The organism is Micromonospora sp. WMMD998 (assembly GCF_029581235.1).
Taxonomy (GTDB): Bacteria; Actinomycetota; Actinomycetes; order Mycobacteriales; family Micromonosporaceae; genus Micromonospora.
In genome coordinates this window covers 2,088,359-2,104,266 of sequence record NZ_CP120740.1, presented here as the reverse complement: position 1 = coordinate 2,104,266, position 15,908 = coordinate 2,088,359, and the positions used below count along the sequence as shown (strand labels likewise).

The window sequence follows — 15,908 nt, the reverse complement described above, 5'->3', positions numbered from 1 at the left end:
GAGGTTAGGAAGGGGCCCCCTCCTATCGCTTTTTGTATAGGAGGGGGCCCTTCCTAACCGCTTTGGTGCGCGTGCGGGGGTGGGGGTGGGACGCTCAGTGGTGGCGCTGGGGCAGGACGAGCAGCGTCACGGAGTTCGCCGGGTACGTCGCGCGGACGCCGCCACGGGTCACCCGCAGGTCCTCGCCGCGGACGATCGAGGTGAGGTCGGCCGGACCGTAGGTGAACCGCTGGGCCTTGCCACTGCCGTGGAACCCGGCCAGCGCCATCCGTGACGTCAGATCCTCGCCCGTCTTGTTGACCACCATGACGGTGAGCGCCTTGTCGGACGAGCGCTGCGCGGCGTAGACCGCGAGCTTCCCCTGGTCGCCGCTGGCCGCCGAGACGCTCACGTTCCCGAACCTGCTGCCGGCGCCGTCGTAGTTCCGGTACATCCGGAACGCGTACGCGCCGGGGTCGGTCGGCTTCGGTTCGCCCCAGATGGTGGCCAGGTCCAGACCCTCACGCCCGAAGATGCCGAGCACGTCGGCCTGCGCGAGCGCGCCGTTGATGTCGTCCAGCGCGCCCCAGTTGTATTCGGTGATGGCGACCTTCGTACCGGGGTAGTACTGCGCGACCCACGCCTTCATCTGGCGGATGAACTGCAACGGCGGCGCGTTCACCCCGCCGGCGCCGATCCACGACTCGTCCTGGTACGTCGGATCCCACAACGACCGGGTGGAGCGCAGCCGCAGCGCGTTGGAGTCCGGGTCCTTACCGCCGCTGATCTGCGGATAGTAGTGCTGGTCGAAGTAGTCGAGGAAGCGCTTCCCGCCGTGGGCGTCGCTGAAGTCCCGCATGTTCTTCAGATACCACTGGGACAGGTTGAGCCCGCCGTGCGCCGCCGCGTCCGCACCCGGCGCGCACCCGTCCACGCCGGAGGCCACCCACTCGCAGTAGCCCCAGCCGGACGGGCCGAGCACCTTCGCGTGCGGGTCGGCGGCCTTGATGGCCGCGGCGGTCGCCGTGCCCTTGCCGCCCAGCTCGTCGTAGCTCACCGGCTCGGGGTGCACGTCGCGGTGGGTGGAGTTCCACAACACCGGCTCGTTGTCGAGTTCGTAGATCGACACCCCGCCACGTCGCGCCGGACCGAACTGGCTCACGAGGTGGGACACCATCTCGCCGGCGAACGACGCGTCGGCCGGGATCGAGGTGTCCGAGGGGACCGCCCCGACCAGGTTCGCCTCGGCGTGCCGGCCGTTGCCGCAGTTGGGGTCCCACTGGTCGAAGGAGTCCTGCTCCGGAAAACGGGTGGCCGGGAAGCCGCAGGCGAACGGGTGCGACGAGGGCGAGTCCTTCGCCACCCAGCCGATCAACGGCACGGTGACCACCTGCCTGGTCCCGTGGTCCCGGTTCCGCTCGACGAACGCCTCGACCGTGTTGTCCGGCCCGGCCACGATGTTCTCGAAGTACCAGTCGCTGCCCGTGTTGTAGGTGTGGTTCTTGAAGTTGTACCGGCTGCTCGCGTTGCCGCCCCAGCGCGCCACCGGCGTGCCGAGCTCGGCGACGAGCGCGGGGTCGCCGCCGTTCATGCCGTAGATGTCGGGGCTGATCGGATGCCGGGCGGCGGAGACGTCCACCGCCAGGGTGAGGCCGGTGTCGGCCACCGCCGGGCCGGCGACGGCCTGGGTGGTCAACAATCCCGCCACGAGACTTCCGGCCACGCCGATCACCGTGGTCGGACGTGGTTTGCGCCGTCGTTGCACACCCATCAGAGACTCCCGCCGACGATCAGCCCGGGACGGGCCGAACCCGCAGACATATTACTGAGCGTCTATATGTAGTCAACGCGATCGTACGCGAAAAAGGCCCCGACGGGCACGGATGTGCCGATCGGGGCCTTGCTCGTTGGTGCGCCGCCAGGGACTCGAACCCCGAACCCGCGGATTAAGAGTCCGCTGCTCTGCCAGTTGAGCTAGCGGCGCTCGCTGACAACGGGAAGAACCTTAGCACGCCCGCCGAACCGGGTTCCAATCCGATACGGGGCTCACCCCTTCGGTCGAGCTTAACCGGCAAAAGGGCACAAAAAACCCTCACGTGCCGGTCCGGGGAACGGCTTCGGAGCGTCGATGGGGCACGATGTCCGCCAGGCACGCTACGACAGGGGTGGGCATGGGTAGGTTCGCGCGGGCCGGGGCGACGGTGGGCGCCCTGGCTCTCACGGCGACGCTGGCACTGACCGGGTGCGGCGGCGACGAGGAGAAGCCGGCGTTCGTGCCCGGCCAGCAGCAGGTCGGTGACGTCTCGTCCGCCGCGCCGGATCCGAGCGCCTCGGCGAGCACGTCCGACTCCGCGCCGGCGTTGGCGCTGTCGGTGAGTCCGGCCGACGGGGCGACCGGCCGGCCGGCCAGCACCGAGATCAGCGCCAAGATCCCGGGCGGCGGCACGGTGTCGAAGGTCGTGCTCACCACCGCCGACGGCAAGGCCGTCAAGGGGCGGATGCGACGCGACGGCTCCAGCTGGGTGCCGTCCGCCCCGCTGAAGTACGCGACGAAGTACACCGCCACGGTCACCGGCACCGATCCCGGCGGCGCGACCCACCAGGACACCAGCACGTTCACCACGATGGCCAAGCCCAAGTCGATGATCGGCTCCGGGCTCTACCTGTTCAGCGGCAAGACGTACGGGGTGGCCATGCCCGTGGTCGCCGAGTTCTCCCCCGGCATCCCGAAGAAGGACCGGGCCGCGGTGCAGAAGCGGATGTTCGTGCAGACCGACCCGCCGCAGCCCGGCGCCTGGCACTGGCTCGGCAACGGCACCCAGGCCTACTACCGCGCCCCGGAATACTGGAAGACCGGCACCACGCTCACCGTCCGGCTGGCGCTGGCCGGGATCCCGCTGAGCAACGGCCGCTACGGCAACCTGGACCGGAGCGCCACCGCGAAGATCGGTCGCGCGTTCGAGATGACGGTGGACAACGCGACCAAGCGGATGACCGTCAAGGAGAACGGCGCGGTGATCCGCACGCTGCCGGTGAGCCTGGGCAAGAAGAGCACCCCCTCCTCCAGCGGCACGATGGTGGTGATGGAGAAGAAGGAGTCCACCGTCTTCGACACCCGCGACGAGCCGGACCCGGACAACCAGTACGTCACGAAGATCGACTTTGCCCAGCGGATCACCTGGGGCGGCGAGTACATCCATGCGGCGCCCTGGTCCGAGGGCGTGCAGGGGCGCCGGAACGTCTCGCACGGCTGCGTCAACGTGTCGATGGCCGAGGGCCGCTGGCTGTTCGGGCGGACGATGGTCGGCGACCCGATCACGGTCAAGGGCACCGAGCGGCGGCTCGCGCCGGGCAACGGCTGGACGGCGTGGAGCATGACCTGGAAGGAGTTCGTCGCCGGCAGCGCCCTGCCGGTGCCGGAGGGCGGTCAGGGCTCACCGTTCTGATGCGGCGTAACGTGGTCTGACGCGCTGCCTCGGGCAGCGGTCGGGACACGTCCCCGCAACGAAGCGCCGGACGACAACAGAATCGTTACATCGTCGTCGGGGTGTTCCGCTTCACTCCCGGCAACGGGCGGCCGGTCCGGCGCGTCTGACCAGACGATGGGGATCGGCAACACACTTGTGAGGAAGACATGCGAGCTGGCCAGGACGAACTGATCCGGGACGGGAGCGCCCGTCGCGGCGGGCGCCGCGCACTCGCCGCCGCGGTGCTCGTCGCCGCCATGGCGCTGACCTCCGCCTGCACCGGCGGCGGCGGCGACAAGCCGTCGAGCTGGCAGGGCGGTGACGACGCTGGCGAGAAGGCCCCGAAGGCGGCGGCCACCATCAGCGAGCCGGCCGCCGACGCCAAGGACGTGCCGGTCACCACCGCCATCACGATCACCACCACCGAGGCGCAGCAGACCGCCGTCGAGCTGAAGGACGCCGCCGGCGAGGCGGTCGAGGGCGAGATGACCGCGGACGGGAAGAGCTGGCAGCCGACCGCCGCCCTGGCCTACGCCGAGACCTACACGGCGACCGTGACCGCCACCGGCGACGACGGCAAGCCGGCCACCGCCACCAGCACGTTCACCACCATGGCGAAGCCGTCCAAGCAGGTCCGGGTGAGCAGCTTCCTCGGCGACAACCAGGTCGTCGGCGTGGGCATGCCGCTGATCGTCAAGTTCGGTCGGGCCATCCCGGAGGACTACCGCGACGACCTCCAGCGCCGGATGACGGTGACCGCGAAGCCGGCCCAGGAGGGCATCTGGCACTGGATCAGCCCGACCGAGGTGCACTACCGGCCGAAGACCTTCTGGAAGGCCAACAGCACCGTCTCCTACCAGGTGCAGGCGGCTGGGCTGCCGCTCGGCGACGGCTGGTACGGCCGCTCCGACCTGACCGTCGACGTCAAGATCGGCCCGTCGTTCGTGATGACCGTGGACAACCGCACCAAGCGGATGACCGTCACCAAGGACGGCAAGAAGATCAAGACGATCCTGGTGAGCCTCGGCAAGAAGAGCACCCCGTCGTCGAGCGGCACCATGGTGGTGATCGAGAAGCTGCGGCACACGGTCTTCGACACGATGGAGGAGCTGGGCCCGGAGGAGGGCTACCGCACCGAGATCGACTACGCCCAGCGGCTCACCTGGGGCGGCGAGTTCATCCACGCGGCGCCCTGGTCGGAGGGCGTGCAGGGCAAGACGAACGTCTCGCACGGCTGCGTCAACGTGTCGATGAAGGACGGCAACTGGCTGTTCAGCAACACCCGGCTGGGTGACCCGATCACGGTCAAGGGCACCGAGCGCAAGCTGAAGAACGGCAACGGCTGGACGGACTGGAACATGTCCTGGGATGAGTACGTCAAGGGCAGCGCCCTGCCGTACGAGCCGGCGGGCGCGACGCCGAGCGCCGAGCCGACCGCCTGACGTCCCCTACCAGTCCCCTACGACGAAGCCCCCTCCGACCGGAGGGGGCTTCGTCGTCTGGGGTGACTGATGGGAATTGAACCCACGACAACCGGGACCACAACCCGGTGCTCTGCCAACTGAGCTACAGCCACCATGCTCGCCGCTCCGGTCGACCCGGGCGGTGCGCGGACCAATAATAGCCATATCCCGGCCGGGCCCGTCCACCGGGTTCCGGCCCGGCTGTCAGAGCTGCGCGGCGATCCCCTTGGCGGTCTCCACGTCCGGCCCCGGCAGCGGCACGAACAGGGTTCGCCGGTAGTACTCCAACTCCCGGATGCTCTCCCGGATGTCGGCCAGCGCCCGGTGGGCCAGGCCCTTCTGCGGCTGGCCGAAGTACACCCGCGGGTACCACCGCCGGCACAGCTCCTTGATCGAGGAGACGTCGATCATCCGGTAGTGCAGGTGGGCGTCGAGCCGGGTCATGTCGCGGGCCAGGAAGCCCCGGTCGGTGGCAATCGAGTTGCCGCACAGCGGCGCGGTGCGCGGATCCTTCACGTGGCTGGTGACATAGTCGAGCACCATGTCCTCGGCCTCGGCCAGGGTGACCGTGGAGCGGCGCACCTCCTCGGTCAGGCCCGACTTGGCGTGCATGGTGCGCACGATCTCCGGCATGCCGTCGAGCGCCGCGTCGTCGGCGTGGATCACCACGTCCACGCCGTCCCCGAGCACGTTCAGGTCGGGGTCGGTGACGAGCGCGGCGACCTCGATCAGGGCGGCCCGACGCAGGTCCAGCCCGGTCATCTCACAATCGATCCAGACGAGAAGATCAGCCACCGGAACAGACTACGCGCCGCCGACCCACCCGCGCCTCGGCCCGGTGGACCAGGTGGACCGCTAGGGTTTCCCCGTGCCAGCCGAATCCGTCGCCCCACCCGCCGTCAGCCACGACGACGCGGGCGGTCGTACGGCCCGGCGGGTGGTCACCGTGCTGGCGCTCGCCGCGTTGCTGCCGGCGCTCTACCTGCCCGCGCTGCGGCACGACTACTACGACCTGAAGATCTACATGCGGGCGATGGACTGGTGGTCGGCCGGTCACCCGCTCTACGACTACGTCCAGCCGGACCGGGTGCAGGGCGCGCTCTACTTCACCTATCCGCCGTTCGCGGCGCTGCTGCTGGCGCCGTTCGCGCACCTGCGGCTCGGGGTCGCCATCGCCGCCTTCGTGCTGCCGACGCTTGCCGGCGTGGTGGTGACCACCCGCTGGCTGGTGCTGCCGGTGCTGCGGCGGCACGGCCTGCCGGTCGGGTTCGGGCTGACGGTCGCGGTGCTGCTGGTGCTGGCGGTGGAGAGCACCCGGGAGACGATCACGCTCGGGCAGATCAACATGCTGCTGGTGGTGCTGATCCTCGCCGACCTGCTGTTCGCCGTACCCCAGGGGCGCCGCTGGGCCGGTGTGGGCGTGGGGTTGGCGGCGGCGCTCAAGCTGTTCCCGGGGATCTTCGTGCTCTATCTGCTGGTGACCCGGCGCTGGCGGGCGGCGCTGGTGGCGACGGCGACCGCGGCGGCGGCCACGCTGCTGGCGGCTGCGGTCGCCCCGGGCGACTCGTGGCGGTTCTGGACCCACGAACTGTGGGCCACCGACCGGGTGGGCCGCACCGACTACACCGGTAACCAGTCCCTGTTCGGCCTGCTCAGCCGCATCACCGCGCCGGCGGAGCCGGGCCGGTTGCCGTGGCTGCTGCTGGTGGTGCTGGTCGCCGGGTTCGGCCTGTGGCGGGCGGCGCGGGCGGCGCGGGCCGGGGACGCGCTTGCCGGCCTGACCCTGACCGGCCTGGTGGGTGGCCTGATCTCGCCGATCACCTGGACGCACCACCTGTACTGGTTCATCCCGGCGGTGGTGGTGCTCGTGGACGCGGCGCTCGACGCCGGCCGGGCGACGAGACGGCGCCGCGGCCTGCTCGCGCTGGCCGTGTTCACGGGCGTGGTGATCGTGTACGGGGTGGTGACGTTCCAGGACTGGGGCACCGGGACGGTGCACACGGATGATCCGGTCGACTTCGTCGTCCGCAACGCCTATGTGCTGCTGAGTCTGCTGTTGCTGGCCGTGTTGCCGGCCCGCCGACGCGCTGAGAAGGTCGTTAACCGTACAGACCTCGTGAAAGATGACGTTCGAGGGTAATATTGCCCCAGCTACACCGAATCCCCCGGTGACGATGGCCCTCCGCGTCGGCAGCGCGGAGGGCCCGCCGTTTCCGGGGCTCCGCCGCTCGGCGCGCGGGTCCGCCCACCGGCGGGCGAGCCGACGGCCACCAGGTGCCGTTCCGGCGCGGACCGGGGACCCGGCTGCCGGCCCAGCTCGTGCAGCGAGGTGATCCCGAGCCGCCCGGCCAACACCGGCACCTGCTCCGGCTCGACCACGAAGACCACCTCACGCGGCTGGTGCGGGCGCAGCAGCAGGGCCACGGCGAGGACCGTCAGCAGCGTCCCGCCGGCCAGCAGCGCCCACACCACGGCGGGGAACCAACCGGCCCGCAGCTCGCCGCGCAGCGCGAGCTCCAGCCCGCCGAACCGGGCGGCGTAGCCGTCGGCCGGGTCGGCGTGCCGGGCGACGTGCCACAGTCCGACACCCGCCAGGAGCGCCGGAATTCCCACGGCCAGCAGCAGCACGCCGGCGATCGTGCGCACGAAACGCATTCGTGTCGTCCCTCTCGGTAGCCGAACCACCCGGCCGACCTTACCGAGGCCGGTCGCCTGAGCGCCGGACATCCACGGCACCCGAACCCACCGAGCACGACCGGCCCGACGGAACGGATCCGCCGGGCCGGTCGTGCGGGTCGTGCTCAGGACTTCGCGGTCGGCTCCCGCCGGGTACGGGCGAACGCCAGCCCGCCGAGGACCAGGCCCGCCAGCCCGGCGACCAGACCGGCCACCCCGAACGCGGTGCCCGCACCGGAGTCGCCGTCGTCGTCATCGGCGTCGTCGGCGGCGGCAGCGGCGGCCGGCGCGCTCGCGCCCGCCGACGCGGGCGCCGCCGCGGCGAGCGCGAGCACCGGGGCCGGGTCCTCCGGCTCCTCCCCGCCCGGCGTGGGCTCCTCGATCCACCGGGAGACGTTGCCGTCGGAATAGGTCTGGAGCACCTTGAACACCATGGTGTCGACCTGCGGCAGCGGCCCCATCGACACCGGGAACTCCTGGAACTCGCCCGGCTTCACCCCGCCGTTGCCCGCCGCCGTGTAGGTGAGCTTGGAGACCGCCTCGGTGAGCTGGCTGCCGTGCACCTCGACCGGCGGGTCGACCTTGCGCTTCTCCACCGCCACCGTCCAGCCCGGCACCGGCATGGTGGAGACCGAGCCCACCGGGGCGTTGTCCGGCAGGGTCACCTCGACCTTGACGGTCGACGCCGTGTCACTCTCGTTCGGCACCCGGAAGGCGAACCGGCCGTAGCCGCCCTGCGTACCCTCCTTGGGGTTGATCGTGACATGCGCGGAGGCCGGCCCGGCCAGGCCGAGCACGGCCGCGGCGGCGGCGAGAGTCAGCGCGGCGGCGGTCGCGGGGCGCCGGAGACGGATCATCAGATGGGACCTTCCATTACTTGATCGGCACGGTGGCGGTCACCGTCGCCTGGTCGATGTCGGACGTGCGGACGGTGAAGCGGAGCTGCCAGTCACCCCGGGCCGGCAGGCTGACCTCGCCGGTGGCGTGGTTGTCGCTCAGCGGCAGCAGCGGCACCGTGATCGGCTCGATCCCCGCCGACGGCAACGCGGCGGTGACCTTCCACTCCTGCACCGGCTGCGGCCGGTTGTCCGTGGTGTAGGCGTAGAGGTGGATCGAGTTGTTCCCGGTCTCGGCCGGGTCCACCTCCACCTGGAGCGAATAGATCGGGCTGTTCAACGTGGCGGAGAAGTAGCCGGCCTGCGCGCCCGCCACGTCGGCGGACGCGGTGCGCGCCGGGGTGGTCTGCACGAGCGTGGCCGACACGCCCAGCACCACCGCGGTGATCACCAGCTCGGCCACCACGGCCCGCCGCATCGCGCCCGGCCGGCCGGCGGCGACCCGCCGCCGCACCAGCGCCCGCGAGTACGCGGCCACGCCGATCACCAGCGCGAACAACACGATCTTGGCGAGGAGCAGCCGCCCGTACGTGGTGTCGACGAGCGCCGCCGGGCTGGCCACCTCGATCAGGCCCTGCACGGTGCCGGCGAGCAGCAGCGCGGCCACCGCCAGCGCGGCCCAGCGGGACCAGATCGGCAGGATCGCGTCCAACTCCCGCTCGTCGGCCCGGGGCAGCAGGAAGGCCGCCAGCATCACCAGGCCGCCCAGCCACACCGCCATGCCGCCCAGGTGGATGGCGTCCACCACCACGGAGACCGCGGGCGCCGGCGAGGCGGCCGGGTGGCCGGCGAGCGGCCAGGTGAACAGCGTCGCCCCGCCCAGGACGGCCAGGATGATCCCGTCGGTGCGGCCGACCGGCCCGGCGAACAGCGGGCGGAGCAGGAACGCCGCGGCGGCGAGCAGGCCCAGCCGGACCAGGTGGGTGGTGCCGTAGGCGCTGCCGAGCACGTCGCCGAGGCTGGCGGAGGTGACGTCGAACAGCCCACCGCCGTTGGTGTAGGGCACCTGGAGCCACAGCTCGGCGACGGTGGCGACCGCCAGCACGCCGAGCCCGGCCCAGGCCAGCCGCGCCGGCCCGCGCCGGGACAACCGGCGCGGCCAGAGCGCGGCCAGCACCAGGGCCGGACCGAACAGCAACAGCAACCCGAGGTAGCCGACGTACTTCGCCACCTTGACCGCGTTCTCGCCCACCGGGTTCGCCCGGTTGTCCGAGCCGGTGTCGGTCGGCGGCTCCGACGGCGCGCCGACCGAGTAGGTGAACGCGCCGGACACCGGGTGGCTGTCGGCCGAGATCACCCGGTAGCTCACCAGGTAGGTGCCGCGCCCGCCGGACGGGTCCACCGGAATGGTGACCTCCGCGCCCTGGAACGTCGGCTCACCCCGGTCGGCCCGGGAACCGTCCGGGGCGATCACCCGCACCTTGCCGGGCACCTTGCGGACGCTCTCGCTGAAGGTGATCACCACCTGGGCGGGCGCCTCGGGCACCACGGCGGACGCGGCGGGGCTGCTGCTCACCAGCACCGCGTGCGCGCTGGCCGGGCCGGCCGGGACGAGCAGCAGGGTGGTCAGGAGGAGCAGCAGCCCGGCGACGGTCCCGGAGCGGGCGGCGAGCACCCCGGGCGGGCGGCGTACGGCAGCAGTCATGACCGCCATGGTTCCCGAACGGCGCGGTTGCCGGCGAGCCGACCTCCGGCGGAGATTCCGGATGCCCGATCGGCGCGGCGGCGCGCGCCACGCCGCACCTGGTCGGAGGTCATGGCGGGGTAGTCGGCGGGCGGGCGGGAAAAGTTCCCGGCGTGTGCCGGAACACGGAATGGGCCGAAGGACCCTGTGCCGCACAGGTACGCCGCGTAACCTCGTCTGTCGTGATCCCCGCCCCGCGCGACACCGCCGCCGACCGCCCCCGGCCGGGGTCCGGGGCTGCGCGGGAAGCGGCCACCACCTGGGCGTTGGCCGCCCGGGACGGCGACCCGGACGCCCAGGCCGCCTTCGTCCGGGCCACCCAGGCCGAGGTGTGGCGCTTCACCGCCGCCCTGGTCGACGCGGACAGCGCCGACGACCTGACCCAGGAGACCTACCTGCGGGCGTTCCGGGCGCTACCCGGCTTCGAGGGTCGCTCCACCGCCCGCACCTGGCTGCTCGGCATCGCCCGCCGGGCCTGCGCCGACCACCTGCGTACGGTGGTGCGCCGCCGCCGGCTCGACGAGCGGCTCGCCGCCCAGGCGGCCACCGACCGGCCGCACCCGGACCCGGCGGGGCAGCTCTGCGCCACCGACCTGGTCCGCCGGCTGCCCGCCGAGCGGCGCTCCGCGTTCGTGCTCACCCAACTGCTCGGCCTGTCCTACGCCGAAGCCGCCGACGTGGAGGGGGTGCCGGTGGGCACCATCCGCTCCCGCGTCGCCCGGGCCCGCGACGAGCTGGTCGACGCCGTCGGCGACACGCTCGCCGGATAGCGGGAACCATCCGTGGCGCTCGGACGACGAATAACTGTGACCCCCTCCACCACCCGGGCCGGGCGCTGGCCGGCTCTGCGCCCCTGGCTGGGCTTCGTGGCCCGTCTCGGGCTGGCCGCCGTCTGGCTGGTCGCCGGCGCCACGAAGGTCGGTGACCTGGCCGCCTCCGGCCGGGCCGTGAACGCCTACCAGGTGATGCCGTACGACGTGGCCACGGTGATCGGGGCGGCGCTGCCGTTCGTGGAGCTGGCCCTGGGCCTGCTCCTGCTCGCCGGACTGGCCACCCGGGTGGGCGCCGGCGTCTCCGCGGCGCTGCTCGTGATCTTCATCACCGGCATCGCCTCCGCCTGGGCCCGCGGCCTGGCCATCGACTGCGGGTGCTTCGGCAGCGGCGGTCAACTCGGCGCCGGCCAGGCGCCGAGCTACCTCCCGGAGATCCTCCGGGACCTGGGGTTCCTGGCACTGGCCGGGTTCCTGCTGATCTGGCCCCGCACCCCGTTCTCGGTGGACGGCTGGCTGGCGGGCGACACCGTGGAGGACGACGATGAGCAGCCGTAAGGGACGCCGGGACGCCGCTCGGGTGGTGCGCGAGCAGATCGCCCGGGAGAAGCGGCGCAAGCGCGCGCTCTGGACCACGATCGCCGCGGTGCTGGTGCTCGTCATCGCCGGCGGCATCGGCTGGGCCGTCTACTCCTCCCAGAAGTCGGACGACTTCACCGCCCCGCCCGGCGCCAACGACGCCGGCACCGGCATCGTCTACGGCGACGGCCCGGTCACCATCGACCTGTACGAGGACTACCTCTGCCCGGTCTGCAAGCAGTTCCAGCAGGTCAACGGCGAGACCGTGAACCAGCTCGTCAGCGAGGGCAAGGCGCGGGTGGTGTTCCACCCGGTCGCCTTCCTGAACCGCTTCTCCACCACCGAATACTCCACCCGCGCGTCGGCCGCCTCCGGCTGCGCCGCCGAGGGCGGCAAGTTCCGTGAGTTCACCGACCAGCTCTTCGCCCGGCAGCCGGCGGAGGGCAGCGCCGGGCTCAGCAACGACGAGCTGATCGACATCGGCGTGGGCGTGGGGCTGAACCGGGACGACTTCGGCTCCTGTGTGCGGGACGGCACCTACACGTCGTGGACCGGGCACGTGACCGACGAGGCGAGCAGATCCGGCGTGACCGGCACCCCGACTGTCAAGGTCAACGGCACCGAGGTCCAGGACAAGACCCCGGACGGGATCAAGGCGGCCGTGGCGGCGGCCGGGAAGTGATCCCCGCCCCGCTGCGCCGGGCCGGGCTGGTCGCCGCCGTCGCGACCACCGCCCTGCTGGCGCTCGCCGCGCCGGCCGCCGCGCACGGCGCGGACGCCCCGGACGGCACCGACTACCGGGCCGCGGTCACCGGCGTCGCCCCGCACCGGCCCGGGCTCACCGCCCGGATGGTGGAGGCCGGCGCGCGGCTGGAACTGACCAACCGCACCGGCGCCGACGTCACCGTGCTCGGCTACTCCGGCGAGCCCTACCTGCGGATCGGCCCCGGCGGGGTGTTCGAGAACAGCCGCTCCCCCGCCACCTGGCTGAACCGCACCATCGCCGGGGACACCGAGCTGCCGGCCGAGGCCGACCCGGCCGCCGCGCCGGCCTGGCGACGGATCGACGACGGGCCGACCTACCGCTGGCACGACCAGCGCACGCTCTGGCGCGGCGACGGGCCCCCCGCCGCCGTCGCCGCCGCCCCGGACCGCGAGCAGCGGGTCCGCGACTGGACGGTCCCGCTGCGCGCCGGCGACACCCCGACCGAGGTACGCGGCACGCTGGACTGGGTGCCGCCGCCCGACCCGTACCCGTGGTGGGTCGCCGTCACCCTCGGTTTCCTGGTGCTCGGCGCGGCCGGGGTGGTGCCCGGCGGCACGGCGGCCGGCGTCCGCGCGTTGCGCGCGGTGGGCGGGCTGCTCGCCGTGGGCGGCGCGGCCACCGTGGCGCTCACCGTCGCCCGGGCGCTCGACAGCGGCGCCCCCGGCACCGGCGGCGTGCTCACCGACCTGCTCACCGGCCAGGTGTGGACGCTGCTCACCGGCCTCGGCGCGCTCGCCGCCGGCGGGTACGCGCTGGCCCGTCGCCCGGCCGCCGACTTCGCGCTGGCGCTCGCCGGCGCGTGCCTGGCCCTGTTCGCCGGGATCGCGAACCTCGCCGTCCTGTCCCGTTCGGTGCCCCCGGCGGCCGGCCCACCGGGCCTGGTCCGCGTGCTCGTCGCCGTGGCCCTGGCCACCGGCGCCGGCGCGCTGGCCGCCGGCCTGCTCCGCCTGCGCACCGCCGCTCGGCACGCCCGCGCGACCCGGCCCGCCGAGCCCGCTCAGGCCGGGCGGGGAGCGAAACCGTAGGGCAGCTCCAGGCGGTGCGCGGCAAGCGTCGCCTCGTCGGCGAGCAGCTCGGCGGTGGGCGCGTCGGCGACGATCCGACCGCCGTCCAGGATCACCGCGCGGGGGCACAGCTCCGCCGCGTACGGCAGGTCGTGGGTGACCATGAGCAGGGTCACCGGCAACGCGCGCAGGATCTCCGCCAGCTCACGGCGGGCCGCCGGGTCCAGATTCGACGACGGCTCGTCCAGCACCAGGATCTCCGGGCGCATCGCCAGCACGGTGGCCACCGCCACCCGGCGCCGTTGCCCGAACGACAGGTGGTGCGGCGCCCGGTCCCGGTGCTCCACCATCCCCACCGCGGCGAGCGCCTCGTCGACCCGGGCGGACAGCTCCGCCCCCCGCAGCCCCAGGTTGGCCGGGCCGAACGCGACGTCCTCCGCCACCGTGGGCAGGAAGAGCTGGTCGTCCGGGTCCTGGAAGACGATGCCCACCCGGCGGCGCACCTCGGCGAGCGTGCCCCGGTCGCGGGTCACCGTCAGACCGCCGACCTCGACCGTCCCCCCGGTCGGGGTGAGGATGCCGTTGAGGTGCAGCACCAGCGTGGTCTTGCCGGCGCCGTTCGGCCCCAGCAGCGCCACCCGGTCGCCGCGCGGCACGGTCAGGTCCACGCCGTGCAGGGCGACGTGACCGTCCGGGTACGCGTACCGGACGCCACGGACGTCCAGGGAGGGCGGCTGCTGCACGTACCCGATCATTGCAGGACGAGCGCGGCGGCGGCGATGGAGGCCGCGATCACCGGGACCGTCGCGGCGACCGCCCACTGGCCGGCGGTGGCCGCGCCCGCACCCTGCCACACCGCCGGCATCCGGCCGGTGTAGCCCCGGGAGACCATCGCCAGGTAGACCCGCTCGCCGCGCTCGAACGCGCGCAGGAAGAGCGCGCCGACGCCGGCCGCGAAGCCGCGCAGTTGCCAGAGGAAACGCGGGTCGTCGCCCCGGGACACCCGGGCCACCCGCATCCGCCGGGCCTCCCCGACCAGCACCTCCAGGTAGCGCAGCATGAACGTGGCGATCTGGGTGAGGATCTGCGGGCACCGCAGCCGGTCCAGGCCGAGGATCAGGTCACGGGTCGTCGTGGTCGCCGCCAGCAGGAGCGACGCGAGTACGCCGAGCGTGCCCTTGGCCAGGATGTTGAACGCCCCGTGCAGCCCGTCGACGGAGAGGCTCAGCCCGGCCACGTCGACCCGCTCCCCGGCGCCGAGGAACGGCAGCGCGAACGCGAACAGCACGAACGGCAGCTCGATCAGCGCCCGGCCGAGCAGCCAGCGCGGGCCGACCCGGGCCAGCGCGGCCACGGCGACCACAAGCAGCGCGTAGCCGCCGAAGGCCCAGTACGCCTCCCGCGGGGTGGCGACCACCGCCACGGTGAACAGCACCATGGCGGTGATCTTCACCTCCGGTGCGAGGCGGTGCACCGGCGATCCGGACTCGCGGTAGAGCACGTGCCCGTGCCCGGCGCCCATTCGTCGGCCCCCGGCTCAGCGGTCGCCGGTCGAGGTGGCGCTCGCCGGGTTGCGGCGGCGGGCCAGCCAGAACAGGCCACCGCCGAGCGCGAACGTGAGCAGCACGCCGAGCACCCCGGACAGGCCGGTGGAGAGGAAGTCGTTGCCGATCCCGCGTACGCCGTAGTCGGCCAGCGGGCTGTCCGCCAGCTCGTGTTCCCTGGCCTGCTGGGCCGGGCAGCTCCCGCCGGTGATCTCGTCGTCGGCGTTCACCGTGCAGCCCTTGAGCAGGGACGAGTCCAGCCCGTCCGGGTGCGACGAGGCGTAGTTGCTGACCACACCGGCCAGCACCAGGGCGACAAGCAGGCCGCCGAGGAGGAACGGCCAGGAACGCTTGCTCATCGGGCACCTCCGGCGACCGGTACGGCGGGCACCGGCGCGGCCGGCTTCTTCAGGGCGCGCAGCGCGTACACCAGGTCGGGGCGGACCTTCGCGACGGTGACCACGGTGGTCGCGGTGATCAGGCCCTCGCCGATGCCGATCAGCAGGTGGGCGACGGCCATGGTGCCGGCCAGCCCGCCGAGGTTGCTGCCGAGGTCGGTGGTGCCGCCCAGCCAGTATTCGAGCACAAAACCCTGGGACGCGACCACGACGCTGACGAGCGCGGAGACGAACGCGGTGACCGCCAGGCCGGCCGGGCTGCGGGGCAGCACCCGCAGCAGCAACGCGATCAGCAGGTAGGCGGCGGCGGTGCCGAGGATCGCCATGTTGGTGATGTTCAGGCCGAGCATCGCCACCCCGCCGTCGCCGAAGACCAGGGCCTGCACCACGAGCACCACGGCCACGCAGAGCGCGCCCACCCAGGGCCCCACGAGCAGCGCCGCGAGCGCGCCACCGAGCAGGTGACCACTGACCCCGGCGGTGAAGATCGGGAAGTTGAGCATCTGCACCGCGAAGATGAACGCGGCCACCAGGCCGGCCATCGGCGCGAGCCGGTCGTCGAGGTCGGCCCGGCCGCGCAGCACGCAGAACGTGAGCGCGGCGAGCGCGAGAGCCGCGAAGATCGCGGCCACGGGACCATCGATGATCCCGTTGGAGATGTGCATCGCCAGGGTGTCCACGG

The 15,908-nt window shown here is 72.8% G+C and carries 16 protein-coding genes and 2 tRNA genes; 7 read left to right on the top strand and 11 right to left on the bottom strand.

Annotated elements, in window-relative coordinates:
• Positions 1–94 precede the first annotated feature (94 nt).
• Both O7619_RS10035 and O7619_RS10030 read right to left on the bottom strand, forming a co-directional pair.
• Positions 95–1,702, bottom strand: a complete 1,608-nt coding sequence (locus O7619_RS10035) for a glycoside hydrolase family 44 protein (protein WP_282287191.1) — start codon at positions 1,700–1,702, stop codon at positions 95–97.
• A gap of 185 nt (positions 1,703–1,887) precedes the next feature.
• Positions 1,888–1,963: transfer RNA gene (locus O7619_RS10030), tRNA-Lys, on the bottom strand.
• Between the two features lie 187 nt (positions 1,964–2,150).
• Between O7619_RS10030 and O7619_RS10025 the strand changes: the two genes are divergently transcribed.
• Positions 2,151–3,425, top strand: coding sequence for an Ig-like domain-containing protein (locus tag O7619_RS10025; RefSeq protein WP_282287190.1), 1,275 nt, complete (start codon positions 2,151–2,153; stop codon positions 3,423–3,425).
• Positions 3,426–3,613: 188 nt separating this feature from the next.
• Positions 3,614–4,888 carry an Ig-like domain-containing protein gene (locus O7619_RS10020; protein ID WP_282287189.1) on the top strand — a complete coding sequence of 425 codons (1,275 nt, stop codon included), beginning with the start codon at positions 3,614–3,616 and terminating at the stop codon, positions 4,886–4,888.
• Positions 4,889–4,946: 58 nt separating this feature from the next.
• On the opposite strand, the gene O7619_RS10015 is transcribed toward O7619_RS10020, so the two are convergent.
• A tRNA-His gene (locus tag O7619_RS10015) sits at positions 4,947–5,022 on the bottom strand.
• A 91-nt stretch (positions 5,023–5,113) separates the two neighbouring features.
• The gene (gene orn / locus O7619_RS10010; protein WP_282287188.1) at positions 5,114–5,704 is read right to left on the bottom strand and encodes an oligoribonuclease; all 591 of its coding nucleotides are present in this window, start codon (positions 5,702–5,704) and stop codon (positions 5,114–5,116) included.
• Positions 5,705–5,777: 73 nt separating this feature from the next.
• Between orn and O7619_RS10005 the strand changes: the two genes are divergently transcribed.
• Entirely contained in the window at positions 5,778–7,049 is a 1,272-nt protein-coding gene (locus O7619_RS10005) for a glycosyltransferase family 87 protein (RefSeq protein WP_282287187.1), read from the top strand.
• Positions 7,050–7,060: 11 nt separating this feature from the next.
• On the opposite strand, the gene O7619_RS10000 is transcribed toward O7619_RS10005, so the two are convergent.
• The 3 genes from O7619_RS10000 to O7619_RS09990 form a co-directional block, all read right to left on the bottom strand.
• Complete coding sequence (locus tag O7619_RS10000) at positions 7,061–7,564, bottom strand: hypothetical protein (RefSeq protein WP_282287186.1); 504 nt, start codon at positions 7,562–7,564, stop codon at positions 7,061–7,063.
• Positions 7,565–7,710: 146 nt separating this feature from the next.
• Positions 7,711–8,442: a YcnI family protein gene (locus O7619_RS09995; protein WP_282287185.1), complete on the bottom strand. Its 732-nt coding sequence runs from the start codon at positions 8,440–8,442 to the stop codon at positions 7,711–7,713.
• Positions 8,443–8,458: 16 nt separating this feature from the next.
• Positions 8,459–10,135, bottom strand: a complete 1,677-nt coding sequence (locus O7619_RS09990) for a copper resistance protein CopC (RefSeq protein WP_282287184.1) — start codon at positions 10,133–10,135, stop codon at positions 8,459–8,461.
• Positions 10,136–10,347: 212 nt separating this feature from the next.
• On the opposite strand from O7619_RS09990, the gene O7619_RS09985 reads away from it, so the two are divergent.
• Genes O7619_RS09985 through O7619_RS09970 form a run of 4 tightly spaced genes read left to right on the top strand, consistent with a single transcriptional unit; the run spans position 10,348 to position 13,305 of the window.
• Entirely contained in the window at positions 10,348–10,935 is a 588-nt protein-coding gene (locus tag O7619_RS09985) for a sigma-70 family RNA polymerase sigma factor (protein WP_282287183.1), read from the top strand.
• 30 nt (positions 10,936–10,965) lie between these two features.
• Entirely contained in the window at positions 10,966–11,493 is a 528-nt protein-coding gene (locus O7619_RS09980; RefSeq protein ID WP_282288755.1) for a MauE/DoxX family redox-associated membrane protein, read from the top strand.
• A complete protein-coding gene (locus O7619_RS09975; RefSeq protein WP_282287182.1) occupies positions 11,480–12,196 on the top strand; it encodes a thioredoxin domain-containing protein in 717 nt (238 codons plus the stop codon). Before O7619_RS09980 ends, O7619_RS09975 begins: the two co-directional genes overlap by 14 nt.
• A complete protein-coding gene (locus O7619_RS09970) occupies positions 12,196–13,305 on the top strand; it encodes a hypothetical protein (RefSeq protein ID WP_282288754.1) in 1,110 nt (369 codons plus the stop codon). The genes O7619_RS09975 and O7619_RS09970 overlap by 1 nt, the downstream gene beginning before the upstream one ends.
• On the opposite strand, the gene O7619_RS09965 is transcribed toward O7619_RS09970, so the two are convergent.
• From O7619_RS09965 to O7619_RS09950, 4 genes are read right to left on the bottom strand one after another with little or no spacing between them, the layout of a single operon-like run.
• Positions 13,278–14,039 carry an ABC transporter ATP-binding protein gene (locus tag O7619_RS09965; RefSeq protein WP_282287181.1) on the bottom strand — a complete coding sequence of 254 codons (762 nt, stop codon included), beginning with the start codon at positions 14,037–14,039 and terminating at the stop codon, positions 13,278–13,280. The two genes, O7619_RS09970 and O7619_RS09965, sit on opposite strands and share 28 nt — an antisense overlap.
• Positions 14,036–14,806, bottom strand: coding sequence for a cobalt ECF transporter T component CbiQ (gene cbiQ, locus O7619_RS09960; RefSeq protein ID WP_282287179.1), 771 nt, complete (start codon positions 14,804–14,806; stop codon positions 14,036–14,038). Before cbiQ ends, O7619_RS09965 begins: the two co-directional genes overlap by 4 nt.
• 15 nt (positions 14,807–14,821) lie before the next feature.
• Entirely contained in the window at positions 14,822–15,187 is a 366-nt protein-coding gene (locus O7619_RS09955; RefSeq protein WP_282287177.1) for a PDGLE domain-containing protein, read from the bottom strand.
• Complete coding sequence (locus O7619_RS09950; RefSeq protein ID WP_282287175.1) at positions 15,184–15,906, bottom strand: energy-coupling factor ABC transporter permease; 723 nt, start codon at positions 15,904–15,906, stop codon at positions 15,184–15,186. The genes O7619_RS09955 and O7619_RS09950 overlap by 4 nt, the downstream gene beginning before the upstream one ends.
• Positions 15,907–15,908: the final 2 nt, after the last annotated feature.